Origin of the sequence: Pseudomonas sp. SCPG-7 (genome assembly GCF_002156405.1) — a bacterium.
GTDB lineage: Bacteria > Pseudomonadota > Gammaproteobacteria > Pseudomonadales > Pseudomonadaceae > Aquipseudomonas > Aquipseudomonas parakoreensis.
This window is the reverse complement of the sequence record NZ_MVOO01000003.1, coordinates 185,015-207,413: the sequence shown is the minus strand read 5'-3', so window position 1 is coordinate 207,413 and position 22,399 is coordinate 185,015. Positions and strand designations below refer to the sequence as shown.

General features: G+C 60.2%; 20 protein-coding genes. 6 read left to right on the top strand and 14 right to left on the bottom strand.

Features of this window, described 5'->3' with window-relative positions; genetic code table 11:
* Positions 1-13: 13 nt before the first annotated feature.
* Both B1722_RS07825 and B1722_RS07820 read right to left on the bottom strand, forming a co-directional pair.
* Positions 14-1,627 (bottom strand): NAD(P)/FAD-dependent oxidoreductase, encoded by a 1,614-nt coding sequence (locus B1722_RS07825; protein ID WP_041070589.1) that lies wholly within the window; start codon positions 1,625-1,627, stop codon positions 14-16.
* A 97-nt stretch (positions 1,628-1,724) separates the two neighbouring features.
* Positions 1,725-2,378, bottom strand: coding sequence for a COG3650 family protein (locus tag B1722_RS07820; protein WP_086792093.1), 654 nt, complete (start codon positions 2,376-2,378; stop codon positions 1,725-1,727).
* A gap of 144 nt (positions 2,379-2,522) precedes the next feature.
* Here B1722_RS07820 and B1722_RS07815 point away from each other — a divergent pair, with 144 nt between their 5' ends.
* On the top strand, positions 2,523-3,629 hold the full coding sequence (locus tag B1722_RS07815) for an acyltransferase (protein WP_086792092.1): 1,107 nt from the start codon (positions 2,523-2,525) through the stop codon (positions 3,627-3,629).
* A 21-nt stretch (positions 3,630-3,650) separates the two neighbouring features.
* Here B1722_RS07815 and B1722_RS07810 read toward each other — a convergent pair whose 3' ends face one another.
* Complete coding sequence (locus tag B1722_RS07810) at positions 3,651-4,250, bottom strand: short chain dehydrogenase (RefSeq protein WP_041070583.1); 600 nt, start codon at positions 4,248-4,250, stop codon at positions 3,651-3,653.
* Between the two features lie 104 nt (positions 4,251-4,354).
* Between B1722_RS07810 and B1722_RS07805 the strand changes: the two genes are divergently transcribed.
* Positions 4,355-5,269 (top strand): LysR family transcriptional regulator, encoded by a 915-nt coding sequence (locus B1722_RS07805; protein ID WP_041070581.1) that lies wholly within the window; start codon positions 4,355-4,357, stop codon positions 5,267-5,269.
* 132 nt (positions 5,270-5,401) lie between these two features.
* Here B1722_RS07805 and B1722_RS07800 read toward each other — a convergent pair whose 3' ends face one another.
* The 4 genes from B1722_RS07800 to B1722_RS07785 are packed head-to-tail and all read right to left on the bottom strand — an operon-like array spanning position 5,402 to position 7,851.
* Entirely contained in the window at positions 5,402-5,878 is a 477-nt protein-coding gene (locus tag B1722_RS07800; RefSeq protein ID WP_086792091.1) for a DoxX family protein, read from the bottom strand.
* Entirely contained in the window at positions 5,875-6,633 is a 759-nt protein-coding gene (locus B1722_RS07795; protein WP_086792090.1) for a DNA-binding domain-containing protein, read from the bottom strand. The genes B1722_RS07800 and B1722_RS07795 overlap by 4 nt, the downstream gene beginning before the upstream one ends.
* Positions 6,630-7,517 carry a DUF692 domain-containing protein gene (locus tag B1722_RS07790; protein ID WP_086792088.1) on the bottom strand — a complete coding sequence of 296 codons (888 nt, stop codon included), beginning with the start codon at positions 7,515-7,517 and terminating at the stop codon, positions 6,630-6,632. Before B1722_RS07790 ends, B1722_RS07795 begins: the two co-directional genes overlap by 4 nt.
* 25 nt (positions 7,518-7,542) lie before the next feature.
* Positions 7,543-7,851 (bottom strand): DUF2282 domain-containing protein, encoded by a 309-nt coding sequence (locus B1722_RS07785; protein WP_007969475.1) that lies wholly within the window; start codon positions 7,849-7,851, stop codon positions 7,543-7,545.
* A gap of 303 nt (positions 7,852-8,154) precedes the next feature.
* Between B1722_RS07785 and B1722_RS07780 the strand changes: the two genes are divergently transcribed.
* The gene (locus tag B1722_RS07780; RefSeq protein WP_086792087.1) at positions 8,155-9,528 is read left to right on the top strand and encodes a DUF2599 domain-containing protein; all 1,374 of its coding nucleotides are present in this window, start codon (positions 8,155-8,157) and stop codon (positions 9,526-9,528) included.
* A gap of 30 nt (positions 9,529-9,558) precedes the next feature.
* Positions 9,559-10,797 (top strand): DUF2599 domain-containing protein, encoded by a 1,239-nt coding sequence (locus tag B1722_RS07775; RefSeq protein ID WP_086792085.1) that lies wholly within the window; start codon positions 9,559-9,561, stop codon positions 10,795-10,797.
* Positions 10,798-10,951: 154 nt separating this feature from the next.
* Here the strand turns inward: B1722_RS07775 and B1722_RS07770 are convergent, their stop codons facing one another.
* From B1722_RS07770 to B1722_RS07750, 5 genes are all read right to left on the bottom strand, one after another.
* The gene (locus tag B1722_RS07770) at positions 10,952-11,653 is read right to left on the bottom strand and encodes an ABC transporter ATP-binding protein (RefSeq protein WP_003222380.1); all 702 of its coding nucleotides are present in this window, start codon (positions 11,651-11,653) and stop codon (positions 10,952-10,954) included.
* Positions 11,654-12,421, bottom strand: coding sequence for a high-affinity branched-chain amino acid ABC transporter ATP-binding protein LivG (gene livG, locus B1722_RS07765; RefSeq protein ID WP_007969480.1), 768 nt, complete (start codon positions 12,419-12,421; stop codon positions 11,654-11,656).
* The gene (locus B1722_RS07760; RefSeq protein ID WP_041070567.1) at positions 12,418-13,674 is read right to left on the bottom strand and encodes a high-affinity branched-chain amino acid ABC transporter permease LivM; all 1,257 of its coding nucleotides are present in this window, start codon (positions 13,672-13,674) and stop codon (positions 12,418-12,420) included. The genes livG and B1722_RS07760 overlap by 4 nt, the downstream gene beginning before the upstream one ends.
* On the bottom strand, positions 13,671-14,594 hold the full coding sequence (gene livH, locus B1722_RS07755) for a high-affinity branched-chain amino acid ABC transporter permease LivH (RefSeq protein ID WP_027614381.1): 924 nt from the start codon (positions 14,592-14,594) through the stop codon (positions 13,671-13,673). Before livH ends, B1722_RS07760 begins: the two co-directional genes overlap by 4 nt.
* Positions 14,595-14,824: 230 nt before the next feature.
* Positions 14,825-15,952: a branched-chain amino acid ABC transporter substrate-binding protein gene (locus B1722_RS07750; RefSeq protein WP_041070565.1), complete on the bottom strand. Its 1,128-nt coding sequence runs from the start codon at positions 15,950-15,952 to the stop codon at positions 14,825-14,827.
* Positions 15,953-16,304: 352 nt separating this feature from the next.
* Between B1722_RS07750 and B1722_RS07745 the strand changes: the two genes are divergently transcribed.
* Positions 16,305-16,610 carry a DUF2288 domain-containing protein gene (locus B1722_RS07745; RefSeq protein WP_041070563.1) on the top strand — a complete coding sequence of 102 codons (306 nt, stop codon included), beginning with the start codon at positions 16,305-16,307 and terminating at the stop codon, positions 16,608-16,610.
* 319 nt (positions 16,611-16,929) lie between these two features.
* Here B1722_RS07745 and B1722_RS07740 read toward each other — a convergent pair whose 3' ends face one another.
* A complete protein-coding gene (locus B1722_RS07740; protein ID WP_041070561.1) occupies positions 16,930-19,128 on the bottom strand; it encodes a hypothetical protein in 2,199 nt (732 codons plus the stop codon).
* A 197-nt stretch (positions 19,129-19,325) separates the two neighbouring features.
* Here B1722_RS07740 and B1722_RS07735 point away from each other — a divergent pair, with 197 nt between their 5' ends.
* Positions 19,326-20,222, top strand: coding sequence for an NAD(P)-dependent oxidoreductase (locus B1722_RS07735; protein WP_161794905.1), 897 nt, complete (start codon positions 19,326-19,328; stop codon positions 20,220-20,222).
* Here B1722_RS07735 and B1722_RS07730 read toward each other — a convergent pair.
* A complete protein-coding gene (locus B1722_RS07730) occupies positions 20,113-22,395 on the bottom strand; it encodes a bifunctional diguanylate cyclase/phosphodiesterase (RefSeq protein ID WP_086792084.1) in 2,283 nt (760 codons plus the stop codon). The two genes, B1722_RS07735 and B1722_RS07730, sit on opposite strands and share 110 nt — an antisense overlap.
* Positions 22,396-22,399 lie beyond the last annotated feature (4 nt).

Below are 22,399 nucleotides of genomic sequence, written 5' to 3'. Positions count from 1 at the left end.
CAGATTTGGCTGATCAGGCTTCCAGACCGAGGATATCCCGCGCCACGGCCTCGGCAATCCGAATCCCGTCCACACCCGCCGACAGAATCCCGCCCGCATAACCCGCGCCTTCACCGGCCGGGAACAGACCTTTGACGTTCATGCTCTGCAGCGATTCGTTACGCGTGATGCGCAGCGGCGACGAGGTGCGGGTTTCGATGCCGGTCAGTACGGCATCGTGCAGCGAGTAGCCACGAATCTGCTTCTCGAACGCCGGCAACGCTTCACGAATCGCTTCGATGGCAAAGTCCGGCAGCGCCAGGGCCAGGTCGCCCAGGGCCACGCCCGGTTTGTACGACGGCTCGACTTCGCCCAACTCGGTGGACGGGGTGCCGTTGATGAAGTCGCCGACCAGTTGCGCCGGGGCCTTGTAGTCGCTGCCGCCGAGGATGAACGCGTGGGACTCCAGACGCTCCTGCAACTCGATACCGGCCAGCGGGCCGCCCGGGTAATCGACCTCCGGGGTGATGCCGACGACGATCCCGGAGTTGGCGTTGCGCTCGTTACGCGAGTACTGGCTCATGCCGTTGGTGACCACGCGGTTCGGCTCGGACGTCGCCGCGACCACGGTGCCGCCCGGGCACATGCAGAAGCTGTAGACCGAACGACCGTTCTTGGCGTGGTGCACCAGTTTGTAATCGGCAGCGCCCAGCTTCGGGTGGCCGGCGTACTTGCCCAGCCGCGCACGGTCGATCAGCGACTGCGGGTGTTCGATGCGGAAGCCCACCGAGAACGGCTTGGCTTCCATGAAAACTCCACGGCTGTGGAGCATGCGGAAGGTGTCGCGGGCACTGTGGCCGAGGGCCAGGATTACGTGTTTCGAATGCAGGGTTTCACCGCTCGCCAGCTCGACGCCGACCAGTTGGCCGTCTTCGATCAGCACATCGGTGACGCGCTCCTGAAAACGTACTTCGCCGCCCAGGGCGCGGATCTCTTCACGCATGGTCTCGACCATGCCGGTCAGACGGAAGGTACCGATGTGCGGTTTGCTGACATAGAGAATTTCTTCCGGCGCGCCGGCCTTGACGAATTCGTGCAGGACTTTGCGGCCGAGGAACTTCGGATCCTTGATCTGGCTGTACAGCTTGCCGTCGGAGAACGTGCCCGCGCCGCCTTCGCCGAACTGCACGTTGGACTCGGGGTTGAGCACACTTTTACGCCACAGACCCCAGGTGTCCTTGGTGCGCTGACGGACTTCGGTGCCACGCTCGAGGATGATCGGCTTGAAGCCCATCTGTGCCAGCAACAGGCCGGCGAAAATCCCGCACGGGCCGAAACCGACCACGATCGGGCGCTGGTTCAGGTCGCTCGGCGCCTGACCGACGAATTTGTAGCTGACATCCGGTGCCACGTTGACGTTACGGTCGTCGGCGAACTTGCCGAGCACCTTGGCCTCGTCGCGCACGGTGAGGTCGATGGTGTAGATGAAGCACAGTTCGGAGGACTTTTTGCGCGCGTCGTAGCTGCGCTTGAACAAGGTGAAATCGAGCAGGTCATCGCTGGCGATGCCCAGGCGCTGCACGATGGCGGCACGCAGGTCTTCTTCGGGATGGTCGATTGGCAGCTTGAGTTCGGTGATTCGTAACATGGCGAGGATCCGGATTCGCGGGGCGCACAACTGCGCCAGGGCGTTTGAAGGCCGCGATTATAAGCCGCAAAGGCCGGATCCGGTGAGGCTAAAACGCTCAGTCGTTGCGCGATCCGCCGAAATACCCGCAACCACGCTTGACCTTGCCGTCGATGCGCAACTCGGCGCTCATGTGCTGCACGCTGCCGGTGCTGCTGTCGACGCAGCGTTGCGGCGCGACCCACAACTCGATGCGCTGGTTGTTGGCTTCGCTGCTGAGGTTGAAGCGGCCGTCGCCCAGTTGTTCTTCGACATACGGCACGGCCAGCGCCGGTTGGCCTTCACGGTCGATGACCATGCCCTTGCCACTGACTTTGACGTTCCACTCGGGACCGTGGCCGGCGGCGCGCAGGATCAACAGTTTGAAATTCGGGTCATCGCACGCGGTGCCGGAACGCTCGACGCGATATAACTGACCGAGGTCGAGGCGGTCGCCGGCGATCTTCCCGCGTACATCGGCAAACAGCTTGCCCTGCTGATCGGCGAGGGTCGCGGCCTCTTGCAGCACGCTGGTGCCGCCGATGTCATTGACCACGTACTGACGTTGTTCGCCACACGGCTGGAACACCAGCTTGCCGTCGGCTGCGGTCAACTGCCCCTGCATCCGGGATTGCCCGACATGGGACGCACTTTCGCGCGGGCCATCGAGCAATTGGCAGGCGGCGAACAATGGCAGCAGGGCAACAACGATCAACGAACGGGCAACACGCATCTTCGGCTCTCCAGACAAGTGCCGCCACGTTACGCAGGCTGACCGTCGATCACAAGACTTGAGTGGCCGGTTCAGGCTGGCTATTGAGTTGCCCGTTACCCGCCAGCATAGTGGCGTACCTGTGCGGGCATGGATTGATGGTGCATGAAGCAAAACCCTTCGGTATTCCCTGAGCGGCTGTACGCGCTGGACGCCCTGCGCGGCATCGCGGCATTGGCGGTAGTGTTCTGGCATTGGCAGCACTTCTTTTTTCAAGGCGCAGTACCCGGTCCGTTACAACGTGAAGACCAGCCGTTGTACAGCCTGTTTTCATTGTTCTACCGGCATGGCGGTGATGCCGTATCGCTGTTCTTCAGTCTTTCCGGATTCATTTTTTTCTGGTTGTTCGCCCGAGCGCTGGCGCAACGCGAAATCAGCGGAAAACAGTTCTTCAGCGAACGTTTCAGCCGGATCTATCCCTTGCACCTGGCGACTTTTTTGGCGGTAGCCATGCTGCAGAAAATCTACAGCGCGCACACCGGCAACGCGTTTGTTTACCCGTTCAACGATGCCTGGCACGCGCTCCTCAATGTGTTTCTGGCGCCGGCCTGGGGGCTTGAGCAGGGCTGGTCATTTAACGGCCCGGCCTGGTCGATATCGGTGGAAGTGTTGCTTTACGCAGGGTTTTTCCTGCTGTGGCGTTACTCACCGGCGCCGCTGCTGATCAGCGCGTTGCTGATTGCCGTGAGCCTGTGGGTGTTTCCGGCGCAGTACAAAATCAGCCTCGGAGTGTTTGGTTTTTTCTGTGGTGGATTGGGTTACATCGCCGTGGAGTGGTTGTTGCGGCGTTTTGATCTGCGTTGGGTCGCTGTCGGCCTGGTGTTGGCTTGTGTGGCGGGCTGGTGGTGGATCGGCAGCGCTGAGGTGCAATCACAACGCATCAGGTTTGCCGTGCTGTTCCCGTTGACCATCGTTGCCGTTGCGGCTTGCCACCCATGGTTGCAGCCGCTGGCGCGCCGTTTGTCCTGGCTTGGCGACATCAGCTATGCCTCCTACCTGCTGCACTTTCCGCTGCAGATTGTCGCGGCCCTGCTGGCTGATAAATTCCTGCCCGGACGCGCCGTGTTTTATCAGCCGTGGAGCCTGCTGCTGTTCTTTGCCGTGCTGATCGGCAGCAGCCTGCTATGTCACTACGGGTTCGAACGGCCGGTGCAGCGCTGGTTGCGCGAACGTGCGGGCGGGCGCACCGCAGGAGCCAAAGTAGCCCGTTGATGCACCCTGCCTGCGAGCTCTTCAGTTGACGTGAAAGGTCTGACCGGTTTGCAGGCCTTCGACACTTTTGGCGTAGGCCAGTGCCACATCGGCTGCCGGAACCGGCTTATAGCCACGGAAGTACGGGGCGTAGCTGCCCATCGCTTCCAGCAGCACGGTCGGGCTGATCGAGTTGACGCGCAAGCCACGCGGCAATTCGATGGCGGCGGCTTTGACGAAACTGTCCAGGGCGCCGTTGACCAGTGCTGCCGAGGCGCCGGAGCGGATCGGGTCGTGGCTGAGCACGCCGGTGGTGAAGGTGAACGAGGCGCCGTCGTTGGCATATTCGCGGCCGATCAGCAGCAGGTTGACCTGGCCCATCAGTTTGTCTTTCAGGCCCAGGGCGAAGCTGTCAGCGTTCATCTCGCCGAGTGGGGCGAAGGTAACGTTGCCGGCGGCGCAGATCAGCGCGTCGAACTTGCCGGTTTGCTCGAACAGTTTGCGAATCGATGCGCTGTCGCTGATGTCCACCTGGAAGTCGCCGCTGCTGCGACCAATGCGGATCACTTCGTGACGCTGGCTCAGCTCTTTATCCACGGCCGAACCGATGGTGCCGGCGGCACCGATCAACAGAATCTTCATGGGACTGTTCCTCAATGGGTTGAACGAGGTTTCAGTCTAGAGTGGTTTTTTCCGCGGATAAGCGCACTAATAGGCAACCTTTGGTTTTCAAATGGAAACAATCCATGAGCGAAATGGATGATCTGGCGGCGTTCGCGGTGTTGATCGAGGCCGGCAGTTTTACCTTGGCGGCACAGCAACTGGGTTGCAGCAAGGGCCAGTTGTCCAAACGCATCAGTCAGCTGGAAGCACAGTTTTCCGTGGTGTTGCTGCAACGCACCACGCGCCGCTTGACCCTGACAGCGGCGGGCGCCGCATTGTTGCCGCAAGCCCAGGCGCTGGTGGTGCAAGTGGAGCGGGCACGTCAGGCGTTGGCGCGTTTGAAAGACGACATGGCCGGTCCGGTGCGGATGACGGTGCCAGTATCGCTGGGGGAAACGTTTTTTGACGGCTTGCTGCTGGAGTTCTCGCAGAAGTATCCCGAGGTGCAGATCGAGCTGGAGCTGAACAACCACTATCGCGACCTGTCCCGGGACGGCTTCGATCTGGCGATTCGCTCCGAGGTGGCCAATGACGAGCGGTTGGTGGCCAAACCCCTGCTGGCGTGGCAGGAGTTGACCTGCGCCAGCCCGATATACCTTGAACAATTCGGCGAACCGCTGACCCCGCAGGAGCTGGCCGAACACCGCTGCCTGCTCAACAGTCATTACAGTGGCCGTGAAGAATGGCTGTATCACCAACAGCACGAATTGCTCCGGGTGCGGGTGTCGGGGCCGTTCGCCAGCAACCATTACAACCTGCTGAAGAAAGCCGCCCTGGCCGGCGCCGGTATCGCACGGTTGCCGTCGTATCTGCTGCAAACGGAACTGGCTGACGGCCGGTTGCGCTGGCTGCTGCGCGATTTTCAGACGCGCCGGATGCCGATGTATCTGGTGCACCCGTACCAAGGTGGGTTGCCCAAACGCACGCAGGTGCTGGCGGATTATCTGATTGGCTGGTTCAAACGCAGCGGCGAGGCGCTGGATCGCCTGGCGCATTGACCACGATGCCCGTGATACCTCTGTAGGAGCTGCCGAAGGCTGCGATCTTTTGACCTTAAAAATCAAAAGATCGCAGCCTTCGGCAGCTCCTACAGAGACATCAGAGACATCAGACATCAGAGACATCAGACATCAGCGTTTGTAGTAACTGGCGATCAGGTGATCAATCGACAATCTGCCCGGCCCGGTCGCCATCAGGTACAGCAACACCGCCGCCCAAGTGCCATGGGTCGGGTAGGCATCGGGATAGACGAACACCTCGATGACCAGCGTCATGCCCAGCAGCGCCAGCGCCGAAAACCTCGTGGCGAAGCCGATCAATATCAGCACCGGAAAAAAGTGTTCGGCGAACGCTGCCATATGCGCGGCGATTTCCGGTGACAGCAGCGGCACAGTGTATTCGCTCTGGAACAACGGAATCGTCGAGTCCGCCAAGCGTGGCCAGCCGAGTTGAAAGCTGCCATCGACCAAATCGATGGCCAGTCCCTCGACCTTGGTCTGCCCGGACTTCCAGAACACCGCGGCAATCGAGAACCGTGCGATGAAGGCGATCAGGCTGTGGGGAATCTTTTCCATTAGCCCGATGGCGCGAGTGATGAGGTTGTTCATGGCGATACCTTGTTGTTCAGGTCGGTGATGGCATGGTGGCCGATCAGCAGGGCGAGGGTCTGCGGCAGATCGAAGGGCGGGCTGTCTTGCGCCGCTTGCAGCAGCGGTCGGTGATGGAGCAGATGGCGGATGAATACGCTGGCGCCGTGATCGAGGGCAAAGACCTCGACCTCCAGACCGTTGCGCAGCACCAGTGCGTGTTGCCCTTGATGGATATCGATACCCGCCAGTGTCGAGTCCTGCTGATGCGCGGCCCAGATCGAAACCACTGCGTAGGCGGAGTCGAGCAGGTGCAGCGAGGGGTGCAGGGCGATGTGCAGTTCGGCCAGTGTTTGCGGATCGGCCAGTGCAGCGCTGATCTGTTGCGCACTGACTGTCGCCGCATCGGCGGCGTGATAAGCGCGGGTGCGCAAGCGTTCGAGCCGTGCGACATCGGCCAGATACGGCACCCCGGCCGCCGGTTCGAATGCACCAATGAAGTCCGCCAGTCCGTCACCATAACGGCTCATCAACGGACTGTGCGGCGGCTGCTGCTGGATGAAAATGCTGGCCATGCCACGGAAGAATTCCTCGCCGACCAACTGCTGCACCACCGGATAACTGTCGGCCAGCGCGTTGATCAACGAGCCTTGCACGTTATTGCGATACACCAGGAATCGGCTGGCAGGATCGGCACCGTTGGCGCTGCACAGGCCAGCGGGGCAGGGCCGGCGAGTGTCGAGCAGGGCGGCGCTGAAGTCGGCTTGAGTGCTCATGGCTGACTCCTTGAGCGCCGCAGCAACGCTTCGGCCTGCTGCGCCTCGGCCAGCAGCACGTTGAACGTCGGGAGGTGATTGTCCCGTTCGATCAAGGTTGCCACCGGGCCAACGCGTTCGAGCGCCTGTCGGTATAGCGCCCAGACTGCGTCATCAATCGGCGCGCCGTGATCATCGATCAGCAAGCGGTCGCCGAGGCTGTCGGCATCTTCGGCGAACCCGGCCAAGTGAATCTCGCCGACGGCGTGCAAAGGCAGTGCGTCGAGGTAGGTCAGTGGATCGCGTCGATGGTTTATGCACGAGACGTAGACGTTGTTGACGTCAAGCAGCAGACCGCAGCCGCTGCGACGGATCACCTCGGCGATGAACTGCGGCTCATCGATGGTCGAGCGCTCGAAGCCGAGATAGGTCGCTGGATTCTCCAGCAGCATCGGCCGCTTGAGGCTGTTCTGCACTTGATCGATGTGTTCACAGACGCGGTTCAGTGTCGGCGTGTCATACGCCAGCGGCAGCAGGTCATTGAGGAACACCGGGCCGTGGCTCGACCAGGCCAGGTGTTCGGAAAAGGCTTGCGGTTGATAACGCTCGATCAGTGTTTGCAGGCGTTGCAGGTGTTGCAGATCCAGTGGCCCTTCGGCCCCGATCGACAGCCCGACGCCGTGCAGCGACAGCGGATACTGCTCGCGGATCAACCCGAGAAAATGATGAAACGGACCGCCGTCGACCATGTAGTTTTCGGCGTGGACTTCAAAGAAACCGATGTCCGGTTGGGTGCCGAGCACTTCACGAAAGTGCCCGGTCTTGAGTCCCAGCCCCGCGCGGGGCGGGAGCCCGCAGAGGGCTGCCCGAGTGCGCGGTGGGACAGGTTCGTTGAGGGTGAACATGAGCGTCACTCGGGCAGGTCGTGGATCAGGACTTGGCTTTGAAGGCTTCCATCTGACCGAAGCCGGTCGGCGAGGTTTTGCTCTCGGTGGTGGTGCAGGTGCCTTTTGGCACGAACTTCCAGGAGTTGGCCTGGTAATCCATTTTCGCGGTGCCGGCACATGTGGTGCCTGCGCCCGCGGCGCAATCGTTGTGACCCTTCATGGCCACACCGAAGCATTTTTCCATGTTGCTGTTGTCGGCGGCATTGGCGCTGGAAACGGCAGTCATGCTCAGGGCGGAACCAAGAGCCAGAACCAGTGCAGCGGCGGACAGGGTACGAGTGGTAGCAGTCATGATGTTTCTCCAGATTTGAGCTTGGGTTTTACAAGCGAAGTGCGCTTGCTTACCCCACTAGAGAACGCCCATGGCGATGCGTTACAGCGCCACCGAAATTTTTCAGAAAAAAATGCAAAACCCTGTAGGAGCTGCCGCAGGCTCGGGCCGCGATCGGACGATCTTTTGACTTTGATTTTAAAACCAGAAGCCAGATCAAAAGATCGCAGCCTGCGGCAGCTCCTACAGGGGATTTCTGTGGTTGCGCGTCTATAGTCATTGCAACGGCCCCTGTCACAGGCCGATTTACCAGGACGGTATCTCATGACGAAGGATCGCTCAGCCCGCGCTGTGCTATTGCGCACGGCTTCATCTTTTACGCTCGCCTGCACGCTGCACCTGCTGTCTGGCACGGTTTGCGCGCAGACGCAGATTGATCCGCTGGACACGCTCAAGCGCATCAACCACAACTACAACACCCTCAAGGACAGCTGTCAGGAACCGGATACCGGCGCCGCGCGCGGGCTGTATTACTGCAGCGGCGTGACCCTGCGCATGGTCAATGACGGGCCCTTCAATCCGTGGGATTACAGCCCTTATGCAATCAAGATCGGCGCGACGTCCTACTCGTGGATTCGCAAGGATCTGAGCACGCGCATTCTCATTCACCCGGCCGGTTTCATCCTGCGCACACCCACCGATGCAGCGGCGCTGAAGCTGCCGGTCAAGGAGCAAGGCTTCACCTGCATCTATGCGTTTGATGGCGGTACCGGGCCGGAGCGCAAGTGGTATGGCTGCGGCTTCTTCGACAGCCGCGAACCGCCGCGTGCGGCGCAAGGCACGCTGAACAACCGCAATGCCGCACTGGCCTACGGCACTTGTGCCGAGGCGGGTGTCACCACCGCCGAGCAGTGGACGCAGAAATACACCGGGCTGATGAAGGGGCCGATCCAGTACAGCCAATGTTCGTGGAACGCGGAAAAACCCAGCGACTGGCACGCGATGATCCGCGTGCATGAGTCGCGCCCGAACACCACCAACAGGGACCCCTTTGCCTTCAGTGCCCAGGTCAACGAGTTCATGTTGAAGAACGCCACCGCGAGCAACGACGGCAGCGAAAACATGAAGTACATCGATGCCTTTATCTACAACGTCAACAGCACGCAGAACTTCGCCACTCGCGGAGATCAGGCGCCACCGAAACCGGAGAACGGCTTGAACAGCGCGCGCAATTTCCAGAAAAAACTTCAGGCCCAGGGCTACAGCGTGCCGATCCTGCGCCTGGATTTCACCCAGCCTGCGGAGCGGCGTTTCAGCTATGTCGCCGCCGATCAGGCGATCGACGAAATGGTGGTGGGTGGCGCCCCGGTGCCGCAATACATCGCCTCCGCCAACTGGGTCAAACGTTACGACCCCGGCACCCGCAAGGATGAATGGAGCCTGAGCGTTGTGCCCACGGCAGCGGGGCGCGCCTTGCCCGGTGAGCAGGTCGACGCTCTTTACGATCAGTTGTTCGCCCTCAAGGGGCCGGACAGCAACTGGCGCGACAACGAAAAGTCCGCTGGCAGCATGCGTCAGCAACTGCGCTGCGTGCTGGTCAATTACCGCAACAAGACGCCATGGAACCTGGAGCCGTTTCGGCCGGCGTTGTCGGACAGCGAGACTCGCGCCGCGGGTTGCAACCCGGTCCCGCGTTGAGTGTGTTGGCTAATCAAGGAGATGCAAGCCATGAAGAAACGTTTGAACAGGATCGCCCCGTTGCTCGTATTGCCGCTGTTGGTGCATGCGGCATGGGCCAGTGCCGAGTCATGCGACGAGACGCTGAGGAAGGTGGAAAAGCTCTATAACAATACCGTCGACAGTTGCGGGCAGGACCCCGCATCGGACTGCTCGGGGCTGCTGGTGCGCGGCACGCACCGCGCCGATCCGGCCAAGGGGCAAAAGTGGGACGTCTGGAACCCCAGCCCGAAAGCCGTGGAGCTGGGCACGTTTGCCGCCTCGTTCATGCGCGCCGACGGCATCAGTTATGAAGACCCCGGCATGAGCACGCAGAACGGCTACCTGATTACGCCACGGGATCTGGTGAAAGACCCCGAGACGCCGGTGCATGTCTATTGCGCGTTTCCCAACGATGCCTGGACCGACTTTCGCAACGACCGTGGCTGTGGCGACAACAAGAACACCGCCCCGACCGAAGCAGTCTGTCAGGCCATGAAACCACCGATCACCACGCCGAATGCCTGGGTCGCGCACTTCACCCAGTACAACAACAATCGCCAGCAGGATCAGTTGCAGTGCGGTTTCAACATGCGCAATCCGATGAGCAGCAAAGAGCGGGTCGATGCCTTTCGCAATTTCATGGGCGCGCGCAAAGTCATCAACAGCCGCGAGTTCCAGACTCAGACCGAGCTGCGTCTGGGTAACCCGAAAACCGATGAGCTGCCGATTCTGGCGTTCTTCTACAGCGATCAGCGCGGTCTGAACGATGCGTTGGCCAATCAAAAGGACTACAAGGCCAAGACCGGCAAGGATCGCAATATCATCAAGATCGACTTCCCGAAAACCCCGGTCGCCAAGGCTTCTTTCTCGTGTATCCAGACCTCGACGCCGGCCGCACCAAAATTTTGCGACAAGTACATCGAGTCCAGCACCTGGGTGCAGCGTCCCGATCCGAAACTGGGGCCGAACACCTGGTCGCTCTCGGTAGTGCCGACCGCGTGCGGGCGGGCAATCAAGGACGACCAGACCGACCGGATGTTTGCCGAGCTGTACAACAAGCACAAGGACGATGCGCAATGGCGCGAGTACAGCGTCAATGGCGGGTCGTTGCGGCGGCAGATGGTTTGCCATCTGGCGGCGGTCTACGACGGCAAACCGGTGAGGAACAAGCCTGAGTGGAACCTTGAACCGGCCCGGCCGTATGTCGATCAGGCGACGGCGGTGGCGCAGTACTGCAACCCGTACTGACGGCGCTTCCCTGTAGGAGCTGCCGCAGGCTGCGATCTTTTGATCTTGCAAAAGGCAAAGTCAAAAGATCGCAGCCTGCGGCAGCTCCTACACGGGGGATGTGTGAGGTATAAAAAAACGGCCCGAAGGCCGTTTTTCTGTTCAGCGAAAAGCCTCAACCGCCGAGGTACGCCTCGCGCACTTTCGGGTCGGTCAGCAGCGCTTCACCAGTACCTTGCATGACCACGCGGCCGTTCTCCAGAACGTACGCACGGTCAGCGATTTTCAGCGCCTGGTTGGCGTTCTGCTCGACTAGGAACACCGTTACACCGTCCTTGCGCAGTTGTTCGATGATGTCGAAGATCTGCTGGATGATGATCGGTGCCAGGCCCAGCGACGGCTCGTCGAGCAGCAGCAGTTTGGGCTTGCTCATCAGCGCGCGGCCGATGGCGAGCATTTGCTGTTCGCCGCCGGACATGGTGCCGCCGCGCTGGTTGAAGCGTTCTTTCAGGCGCGGGAACAGGCCGAGGACCTTGTCCATCTGCTCCTGATAGTCGCCCTTGTCGGTGAAGAAACCACCCATCGACAGGTTTTCTTCGACGGTCAGCCGGGCGAATACCCGACGACCTTCCGGCACCACGGCGATGCTCTTGCGCATGATCTGCGACGAGTCCTGGCCGACCAGTTCCTCACCCATGTAGCGGATGCTGCCGCTGTGCGCCTGCGGTGAACCGCAGAGCGTCATCAGCAGCGTGGACTTGCCGGCACCGTTGGCGCCGATCAGGGTCACGATCTCGCCCTGACGGACTTCGACGTTGACGCTGTGCAGGGCCTGGATCTTGCCGTAGAAGGTGGAAACGTTTTCGAACTGCAGCATTTACGCTTCCCCCAGGTAGGCTTTGATCACTTCAGGATTGTCGCGGATCTGTTCCGGCGTGCCATCGGCCAGCGGTGTGCCCTGGTTGATCACGACGATGTGGTCGGAAATGCTCATGACCAGTTTCATGTCGTGTTCGATCAGCAGCACGGTCACGTTGTGCTCTTCACGCAGCACGCTGATCAGCGCCTTGAGGTCTTCGGTTTCCTTCGGGTTCAGGCCGGCGGCCGGTTCGTCGAGCATGAGGATCCGCGGACGGGTCATCATGCAGCGGGCGATTTCCAGGCGCCGTTGCTGACCGTAGGCCAGGGTGCCGGCGGTACGGTTGGCGAACTCTTTCAGGTTGACCTTTTCCAGCCAGTATTCGGCGTACTCCATGGCCTCGCGCTCGCTCTTGCGGAACGCCGGGGTCTTGAACAGACCGGACAGGAAGTTGGTGTTCAGGTGACGGTGCTGCGCGATCAACAGGTTCTCGACCGCCGTCATGTCCTTGAACAGCCGCACGTTCTGGAAGGTGCGCACCACGCCCTTGAGGGCGATTTTGTGCCCCGGCAGGCCCTGGATGGGCTCGCCGTCGAGCAGGATGCTGCCGCCCGATGGCTGGTAGAAACCGGTCAGGCAGTTGAACACGGTGGTTTTGCCCGCGCCGTTCGGCCCGATCAGCGCCACCACTTGTTTTTCCTTGACGGTCAGGGCCACGCCATTGACCGCCAGCAAGCCGCCGAAGCGCATGCTCAGGTTTTCGACTTTCAGGATCTCGCGGCTCATTTTCGCAACTCCATGTGTGGGCGTTGCATCGGCAGCAGACCTTGTGGACGCCAGATCATCATCAACACCATCAGCGCACCGAACATCAACATCCGGTATTCGCTGAATTCACGCATCATTTCCGGCAACAGGATCATCACCACGGCCGCGAGAATCACGCCCAGCTGCGAGCCCATGCCACCCAGCACAACGATGGCGAGAATGATCGCCGACTCGATGAAGGTGAACGACTCCGGTGTCACCAGCCCCTGACGGGCGGCGAAGAAGCTGCCGGCGAAGCCGGCGAAGCTCGCGCCCAGGGTGAACGCCGACAGCTTGATCACGGTCGGGTTGAGGCCAAGTGCGCGGCAGGCGATTTCGTCTTCACGCAGCGCTTCCCACGCACGGCCGATCGGCATGCGCAGCAGACGGTTGATGATGAACAGCGCCGCCAGTGCCAGCAACAGAGCAACCAGGTACAGGAAAATCACCTTGTTGATCGAGTTGTATTCGAGGCCGAAATACTCGTGGAAGGTTTGCAGGCCTTCCGCCGCTTTGCGTTCGAAGGTCAGGCCGAAGAACGTCGGTTTCTCGATGTTACTGATACCGTTCGGACCGCCGGTGATGTCCGTCAGGTTACGCAGGAACAGCCGGATGATCTCGCCGAAGCCCAGGGTCACGATCGCCAGATAGTCACCGCGCAGACGCAACACCGGGAAGCCCAGCAGGAAGCCGAACGTCGCCGCCATCAGGCCGGCAATCGGCAGGCAGATCCAGAAGCTCAGGCCGTAGTAGTGCGACAGCAGCGCGTAGCTGTAGGCGCCGACGGCGTAGAAGCCGACGTAACCCAGATCGAGCAGACCGGCCAGACCGACGACGATGTTCAGGCCGAGGCCGAGCATCACGTAGATCAGGATCAGCGTGGCAATGTCCACCGCGCCACGCGAGCCGAAGAACGGCCACACCAGTGCACCGAGGATCAGCGCAATGATGATGTAGCGTTGCGTGGTCGGCAGGGTCAGGAAGTTGCTGGCTTTGGCCGGGATCAACGGCAGGCCCGGCGAGGATTTCCACGCCTTGCTGATCTGCTGGTTGAACAGCACCCGCAGGAACATCAGCACCGAGCACACGGCGATGGTCGCCAGAATGGCCGGGCTGGTGCCGTGCACTTCGAGGTTGATGCCGACAATGGTCAGTTTCAGACCGAGTACCGGGTAGGCCACGGCCCACACCAGCAAGGCACTGAACAGTGCCTGTTTAAGATTCCTAGTCATACTTTCTCAACCTCCGGACGGCCCAGAATGCCGGTCGGACGGAACAACAGCACCAGAACCAACAAGCCGAAAGCCACGACGTCCTTGTACTGGTCGCCGAAGATATCGGCGCCAAAGGCTTCCGCCACCCCGAGCACCAGCCCGCCGAGCATGGCGCCGGGGATGCTGCCGATCCCGCCGAGTACCGCAGCGGTGAAGGCCTTGAGGCCGACGAGGAAACCGGCGTTGGGGTTGATCACGCCGTACTGCATGCTCAGCAGCACAGCCGCAACGGCCGCCAGCGCAGCACCGATGACGAAGGTCAGGGCGATGATGTTGTTGGTGTTGATGCCCAGCAAGTTGGCCATCTTGATGTCTTCGGCGCAGGCGCGGCAGGCGCGACCCAGGCGAGAGCGGGAGATGAACAGCGTGAGGCCGAGCATGGCGACCAGGGTCACCACGAACACCACGATTTGCATGTAGGAAATCAGCACTTCATGTGCGCCACCTGGCCCGATGGAGAAGTTGCCGGGGATCAGGTTGGGGATGGATTTGTCCTTGGAGTCTTGCGCGAGCAGAACCGTGTTCTGCAGGAAGATCGACATACCGATCGCGGAAATCAGCGGAATCAGACGGTTGCTGCCGCGCAGGGGGCGGTAGGCGATCCGTTCGATGCTGTAACCGTAGGAACTGGTGACGACGATGCTCGCGATGAACGCGGCGGTCATCAACAGCGGGACGTTGTCGATTCCCATCATGGCCAGCCCGGCGATGGCGATGAACGCCACGTAGGAACCGATCATGTACACCTCGCCGTGGGCGAAGTTGATCATTCCAATGATGCCGTAGACCATCGTATAGCCGATGGCGATCAGGGCATACGTGCTGCCAATGGTCAGGCCATTAACCAGCTGTTGGAAGAAGTGATAGATGTCAGGCATTACAACGCTCCTAAAAACCTGATACGCATTTCACTGGTGGAGTCATTTTCCCGCCCGGCCCCGTGGATCTTTATCCACTTCGAATCCGGGTTTTGCCAGCGAACCGCTGATGACGGTTTTGAGATTTTCAGGTGGGGAGACTGGCGGATCACGCCAGCGCGGCCCATACATTCGTAAAACAAAGCCCACGGCACGCCGTGGGCTTTATTGGCAGTCAGTCAGGGCGCGCCTTACTGAGGCGAAACTTCAGTTTTCGGTTTGCCGAAGTGCCACTCGTAAACCACAAATTTGAAGTCCTTCAGGTCGCCCTTGGCGTCGAAGCTCAGGTCGCCGGTAGGGGTCTTGAAGGTGCCGGCGTGAATGGCTGCGGCCACTTTGGCTGCGTCTTCGGACTTGGCTGCCTTGATGCCTTCGGCAATCACTTCAACCGCCGAGTAGGAAGGGAACACGAACGGGCCGCTCGGGTCTTCTTTCTTCGCCTTGAACGCATCTGCCAGGGCAACGTTGGCCGGATCCTGGTCGAAGGATTTCGGCAGGGTCACCAGCAGGCCTTCGGAGGACTCTTTGGCGATCTGCGAAATGGAGTCGTTACCCACGCCTTCCGGGCCCATGAACTTGGCTTTCAGGCCTTTTTCCTGGGATTGACGCAGGATCAGGCCCAGCTCCGGGTGGTAGCCGCCGTAGTAAACGAAGTCGACGTTGGCTTGTTTGAGCTTGGCGATCATCGAGGAGAAGTCTTTGTCGCCGGCGTTGACGCCTTCGAACACGGCGACTTTCACGCCTTTCTTCTCAAGAGTCGCCTTGACGGCGGTGGCGATGCCTTCACCGTATTGCTGCTTGTCGTGCAGTACGGCAACGATTTTCGGCTTCACGTGATCGGCAATGTAGTTACCGGCGGCAGGGCCCTGGGCGCTGTCCAGACCGATGGTGCGGAAGACCATTTTGTAACCACGGGCGGTGATGTCCGGGCTGGTGGCAGCCGGGGTGATCATCACCACGCCTTCGTCTTCGTAGATGTCCGAAGCAGGCTGAGTGGAGCTGGAGCACAGGTGACCAACCACGAACTTGACGCCGTCGTTGACGACCTTGTTCGCGACCGCTACGGCTTGTTTCGGATCGCACGCGTCATCGTATTCAACGGCTTCGAGTTTCTTGCCGTCGACGCCGCCCTTGGCGTTGATCTGCTCGATGGCCATTTTCGCGCCACTGAACTGCATGTCGCCGTATTGGGCTACAGGACCGGTTTTAGGGCCGGCGATACCGATCTTGATGGTGTCAGCGGCGAACGAATGGCTGGCAACCCCGGCCAGAACCATAGCGGCAAACAGTTTGGAAATCTGCTTAGTAGCCTTAGTCATAGTGCTCCACTCTTACTGTTGTAATTTTTTTGAGTTCTGGCGCCGTAGCAGCAGAACCGGGTCAGATATCTTGGCGATACCCTCCGGAAATGCCCCCGGCAACTGTACCGGTACAGTGTAGAGCGCCGGTTGTTGGCCTGGGAAGCTGGCGCCAGGGGGCAAAACTTGTGGGTGTCGCATTTTTGAATGAAAAAGACAGAATTGCGGCGGGGCTTTCGGGGGGCTTATGCCCCAAACAGCAGCATTCCTTGGCGTTCCTGCTCTTTTCGTTCGGTGAAGCCATTTGCAACCGGGTTTTTCTGCCGAACCACCGACGTTATCATTCGCGTCGATTTCTTTTCCGGACAAACCCATGAATCAAGAACCTAGCACCCTCTATGCCAAGCTGCTTGGTGAAACCGCATCTATTACCTGGAAAGAGCTGGAGCCGTTCTTCGCCAAGGGTGCCCTATTGTGGGTCGACCCGGCCCTGGATTTGATCGCCGCTGCCGAGGCCGTGGCCTCGGATGATGGCGAGAAAGTCGCCGCCTGGCTGGCCGAAGACAAGGTCGCCAAGCTGTCTGAAACGCGGGCGCTGGATATTTTCGAGCGTGATCCGCAGATGTGGGCGGTGGTGGTAAGGCCGTGGATTCTGGTCCAGGAAAGGGCGCAGGCCTGAGTGTGTGCACCTTGATGGTGCGCTCGTTGTGCGCCGGAAAGTGTGTAGCCGAGTAGCGTGATGGCACGTTGCCGTAGAGAAAGGCCACAAGCGTGCGTGGCATAACGGTGACGTAAACGTAACGGGAACAGTTTATTGAGCAGCCTGAGGGCTGCTTAATTGTTTCTGGATGTTGGAAGGGCTGAGATTTTCAGGGAATTTGCGGGCCCCATCGCTGGCAAGCCAGCTCCCACAGGTTGTGTGGTGTTCACAAATGGTTGTGTTCACATGGACCCGGTGGGAGCTGGCTTGCCAGCGATTGGGGCGACTCGGTCGTCAATCAGACCGAGTAAGTCTTGCCCGTATGGTTATTCAGGGAAATAACCTTGGTCTTGCCGATGCGGTGACGGTAGATCTCGCGCAGGTACTTGATCGACTTCTTCACGCAGTCGCGCGACAGGCGAATGTCGTTGATCGAAACAAACTTGTCCTTGTCGTTGATCAGTTCGCGGTATTTCTTCTCGTACATCGGCTTGATCGCGTACCAGTTGGTGTCGAGGATCTTCGCCGGGTTTTCGAACTCGTTGAGCAGGTCGTCGATGCGGTCTTCGTCAAAGTCTTCATTAATGATGAAGTCGAGGATCGAGTTGTCCAGGGTCTCGTCGAAACGGTACGGGGTCTTGGCGAAGCAACGCTTGATGAACGCCACGATCAGGGTCAGGAAGTCGTCCGACAGGCACGGACTCTTGGCGATCAGGGTGGTCAGCGACAGGTTGGCCGACGCACCGATCACCAGCGCATAACGCTTGAGCGTGGTGTTGGGGAACAGGCTGTTGAGGTGGGTCTTCAACCGGTTCAGATCCATGTAGGACAGCTTGTAGTCTTTCGGCAACGAAACGATCGACACCACCGACGAGCAGTTCTTGAAGAAGTGCAGGTCGTGCAGTGCGGCGGCGTCGTAGCCGGAATTCTTGTACTGCTCCAGCGACGCGCGATAGCGCTTGGATTCGATGGGCAGCAGGCTGATGCCTTCGATGGCCTGGGTGACCTTGTTGAAGTGCGGCAGGTCGATCGAGCGGAAGAACAGGTCGTCGATGTTCAGGCGCTGCGGCTCTTTGTCGAAGACCTTGAACTTGTCGCTGCTCGGCGGCGGGGTTTCCGGCACCACCGATTCGGCGTAGGCAATCGCCACCGGGCCGGCCAGGCTCATGAACAGGTCGTTGGCGTCGAGGCGAATGGTTTCGCCGATGTCGATGCCGGCGCGACGGAAGTAGTTCTGGTCGTAGTCGGTGGTCACCGCCTGCGCCGTCAGAATGTTGAAGATCTGCTGCGAGATGTACTGGTTGGCGTGCTTTTCCATCGCATTGACATCAATGTTCTGGATGTTGCCGTCATCGCTCTCTTCGGCGTAACGCATGATGTCGTTGGAGATCAGCATCATCGCGTTCCAAGGGCGAATACGGCCCATGACGCTGGCTTCGCTGCTGTCTTCATTGGCGAAGTTGTAGGAGAAATCCCATTCTTCCGACAGGTATTTGCACAACAGGCGTCCGGCGTTGATGTGTAGCGCCTCGGACATTTCGCTGCGGTGATCGGAAATGTTCGGCAGCACGCAGATGCCGCTGGTGAAGATCGGCTCGAACACGAACGAATGCCCGCTCTTGCCGTCGTGCTCGTCCATCGGCTTGGTGTCGAACGTCTTGTTCATGTACGAGTGCTGCTGGGCCAGGCCGAATTCCGAAGCCATGCCCGAGCCGGTACCGCCGCCGGCACTGAAGATCGAGAAGTAAAGGCGCGACTGGTTGGCCTTGATGCCGCAGCTGTCGATCAGGTACGAGTGGATCATTTTCCAGTCAGGGCTGGAGAAGCGCTGGGTGTCCTTGTTGAGGATGATCTTGGCCAGGTACTGGCCGAGGATCGGCGCGTTACCGGCGCCACCGGCATGGACTTCGGACAAATCCATGATCTTCATTTTGCTGTAGTCACGCAGAAAGCCGCTTTTCTCGCCCTTGCGCGAGAACCGGATGCGCCCGGCGATGTCCTTGTCGAGGTCGCCGAGCATCACCAGCGGTTCGACCAGGAACACCGGTTTGCTCGACTTGTTCGGGCCGATCCGCAGATTCTGCTTGATCCACTGGGCCGGGCTGTAGCCCTTGTCGGCCAGACGCCGGTCAGCGGCGCGGTCTTCGTTGTTGAATTCGTTGAGGTAGAACTTGCGCGCGTTGTACACCAGCTCCGCGACGTCGAGGGCGATGTTCGAGCCGCAGCGACCGAGGCCGATCAGGCATACCGACGGGAATTCCTGGTCGTTGTGCTGTTCGTTGTCGCCTTCCAGGTGCGGCGGGCGCGGGAACACCAGATCGCGCAGCCCGTCCAGGTTGTCTAGGATGCGGTCGGTGTTGGTTTCGGTGTAATACAGATATTGCTGAGTGCCCAGCGGGCGCGAAGGAGGCAATGGCTTCATCGGAGCCGGGCTGTTCGCCGCAGGGCTCAGGGGCAGATCGGATACCGCAGTGGCCGGATTGTTTTTAGAAGTCATTGTGCGCCATATACCTGGACAGGGTTGGCTCGGCGACCGTTGTCATCGAGCCTCACGGAAAGAGGATCTCGCGTCTTTGACTGCGCGTATTTGGCCCGGGCGTCAGGGGCTTGGCCTGATCGTCGCGCGGGGGAATCCTTTCCTGATCGTTCATGAATCGGCCATTATTCGGTGATCTTTAATCGAAAAGAGGCAAAATGATGTCAACGCTACCTTCGTTGGGCTTTGCCGGAATCGGCCTGATGGGCTTGCCGATGTGCCACCGTTTGCTGGCGGCGGGCTACCCGTTGACCGTGTGGAACCGCAACCCGGCCAAGTGCGCGCCCCTGGTTGAAGCTGGCGCCCGGCAGGTGGCGACTCCAGCCGAGCTGTGCGAACACGCGGACGTGGTGATGCTGTGTCTGGCCGATACGGCGGTGGTGCGCGAGGTGGTGTTTGGCACTGGCGGCGTTGTTGAAGGTGCGAAAAACGGCCAGTTGCTGGTGGACTTCTCCAGCCTCGAACCGACGGCTACTCGCGAGATGGCCGCCGACCTGGCAGGCAGAACCGGCATGGCCTGGCTTGATTCACCGGTGTCCGGCGGCGTGGTCGGTGCCGAGGCGGGCAGCCTGGCGATCATGGTCGGTGGTGCGGTGACGGATCTGGATCGGGTGCGCCCGGTGCTGCTCAGCCTCGGTCAGCGTGTCACGCACATGGGAGGCATCGGCGCCGGGCAGGTGACCAAGGCCTGCAACCAGATGATTGTTGCCTGCAACGCGTTGGTGATTGCCGAAGTGGTGGCGCTGGCCGAGCAGGCCGGAGTCGATGCGCGTCTGATTGCCGAGGCGCTGGCCGGTGGTTTTGCCGATTCGAAACCGTTGCAGATCCTCGCCCCGCAAATGGCCGAGAGCCGTTTTGAACCGGTGAAATGGCACGTGCGCACGCTGCTCAAGGATCTCGATACGGCGGTGAAATTCTCCCGCGAACAAGGCTCGGCCACGCCAATCAGCGGATTGGCCGCACAACTGATGCGCCTGCATGGGGCGCAGGGTTTTTTGCAGAAGGATCCAGCGACTCTGGTACACATGTACCGCGCGCCAGACTCAGTGGATTGACCACATGCGCGTGTTTGCGCTGGTTGATTTCCTCCAGCACCGGACGGAGTTCATCCAGTGGCACCGGGCGGCTGAGCAGATAACCCTGAATGAAGTCGCAGCCCGAACGTTCGAGAAACTCGTATTGCTCCAGGCTTTCCACGCCTTCGGTCACCACCTGCAAGTGCAGGGTGTGGGCCATGACGATGATCGCCTGGACGATCTCCATGTCGGCTGTCGCCGCAGGAATGTCGAGGATGAACGAGCGGTCGATTTTCAGCGTATTGAGCGGCAGACGTTTGAGGTAGGCCAACGATGAGTATCCGGTGCCGAAGTCGTCGATCGACAGCGATACGCCGAGGGCCCGGATCTGCCGCAACAGCACCAGCGTGTTGGCGATGTTGCCCATCAATGCGTTTTCGGTGACTTCCAGCTCCAGCCGTTCCGGCGCGACGCCAGCGCTGCGCAGTGCACTTTCGATTTCGTTGGCCAGTTCTTCCCGGGCGAGGTTGAGCGGTGAGCAGTTCCAGGCGATTTTCAGTTCGTTGCAGCCGTGGCGCGTCAGTTCGCCGAGGTCGGTGCAGGCCCGGCGCAACACCCAGTTGTCCAGTTCGGCAATCAGGCCGTTGGTTTCGGCAATCGCGATGAAACGGTCCGGGGCCAGCAGGCCATGCACCGGATGCTGCCAGCGAATCAACGCTTCGAGTTTGGTCACCCGGCCGGTCTTCAGTTCGAAGATGGGTTGGTAATACAGCGTCAGCCCGTGGTCTTCACGCAAAGCCTGGCGCAGTTCCTCTTCCAGTTGCAGTTCGAGGCTGGCGCGGGTCTTCATGTTCGAACTGAAAAAATGCAGGCCGTTACGCCCGGCACCCTTGGACTGATACAACGCCAGATCGGCGTGCTTGAGCAGTTCTTCGCAGCTGGTGCCGTCGTCGGGGAACAGGCTGATACCGATGCTGGTGGTCATCACCATACGACGTCCGGCCAATTCGATCGGCTCCTTCATTTTCTGCATGATCCGTTGCGCCATGCTGCGCGCTTCCTCGCGGTCGTGCAGGCCGATCAGGATGCAGAACTCGTCACCGCCAAAGCGTGCGACCACGTCTTCATGGCTGCGCACCGAGCCTTTGATGTGGTTGGCGATGACTTTGAGCAGGGCGTCGCCGGCGTCATGGCCGAGGCTGTCGTTGATTCGCTTGAAGTGGTCGATGTCGAGAAACATCACCGCGAGCATGCCGCCTTCGCTGGTTTTCTGGCTGAGTTTCTCGGCAAAGATCTGGTTGAAACCGCGACGGTTGATCAGGTTGGTCAGGGCGTCGTAATTGGCCACTTGTTGCAGCGACATCCGAGCCTGATCGAGCTGACTGAGCAGGGCATTGACTCGGCGCAGATCCTGCTCCTTGCTTTGCAGTTTCTTGTCGGCCAGTGCCGCGCTGATCGCGCTGCCGAGAATCAACAGTGTGATCAGCGCGATGGTCAGGCCCAGTTGCAGGTGATTGGTTTCGGCACTCAAGGTCGGCGTGGCGCCTTCGGGCAACACCAGATGCAACGCGGCCATCCCGGTGAAATGCATGCTGATGATGCCGGCGCCGAGGATGATCGCGGCGGTGTATTTGAACAGGTGATGAAAACGCCCACTGCCTTCACGCAAGTAACCGGCGACCCACAGCGCGGCGAAACTGGCGCTGATCGCAATCACGATCGACAGGCAGAACAACAGCGGCTCGTAATAGGCGGTGGCCACCGAGTGCATCGCCGCCATGCCGACGTAATGCATGCCGGCGATGCCCAAGCCAATGACGATGGCGGTTTTCAGGTAATGCACCCGTGAGGGATGGGGCACGCTCAGGGTGTGCATCGCCAGCCACGAAGCGAGCAGGGCGATCACCAGGGAAAACAGGGTGGTGGCCAGTTCGTAATGGATTTCGATCGGTGTCTGGAACGCCAGCATGGCAATGAAGTGCATCGCCCAGATACCGCCGGCCAGGCAAGTGGCGCCGATCCAGCGCCAGACCCGTTGCGAGCCCGGGTCTTCGGCATGGCCGACCCGCTCGGCCATGTCGAGGGTGGCAAAACTCGCGGCGCAGGCGACCAGATAAGCCACCAGCACCAGCAAGGGATTGTGTGTGCAATCGAGAATGACCTGCCCGCCGTCCGGCAGCTCGGTAACAAACTGCAAACCAAGCCACTCCATAGCA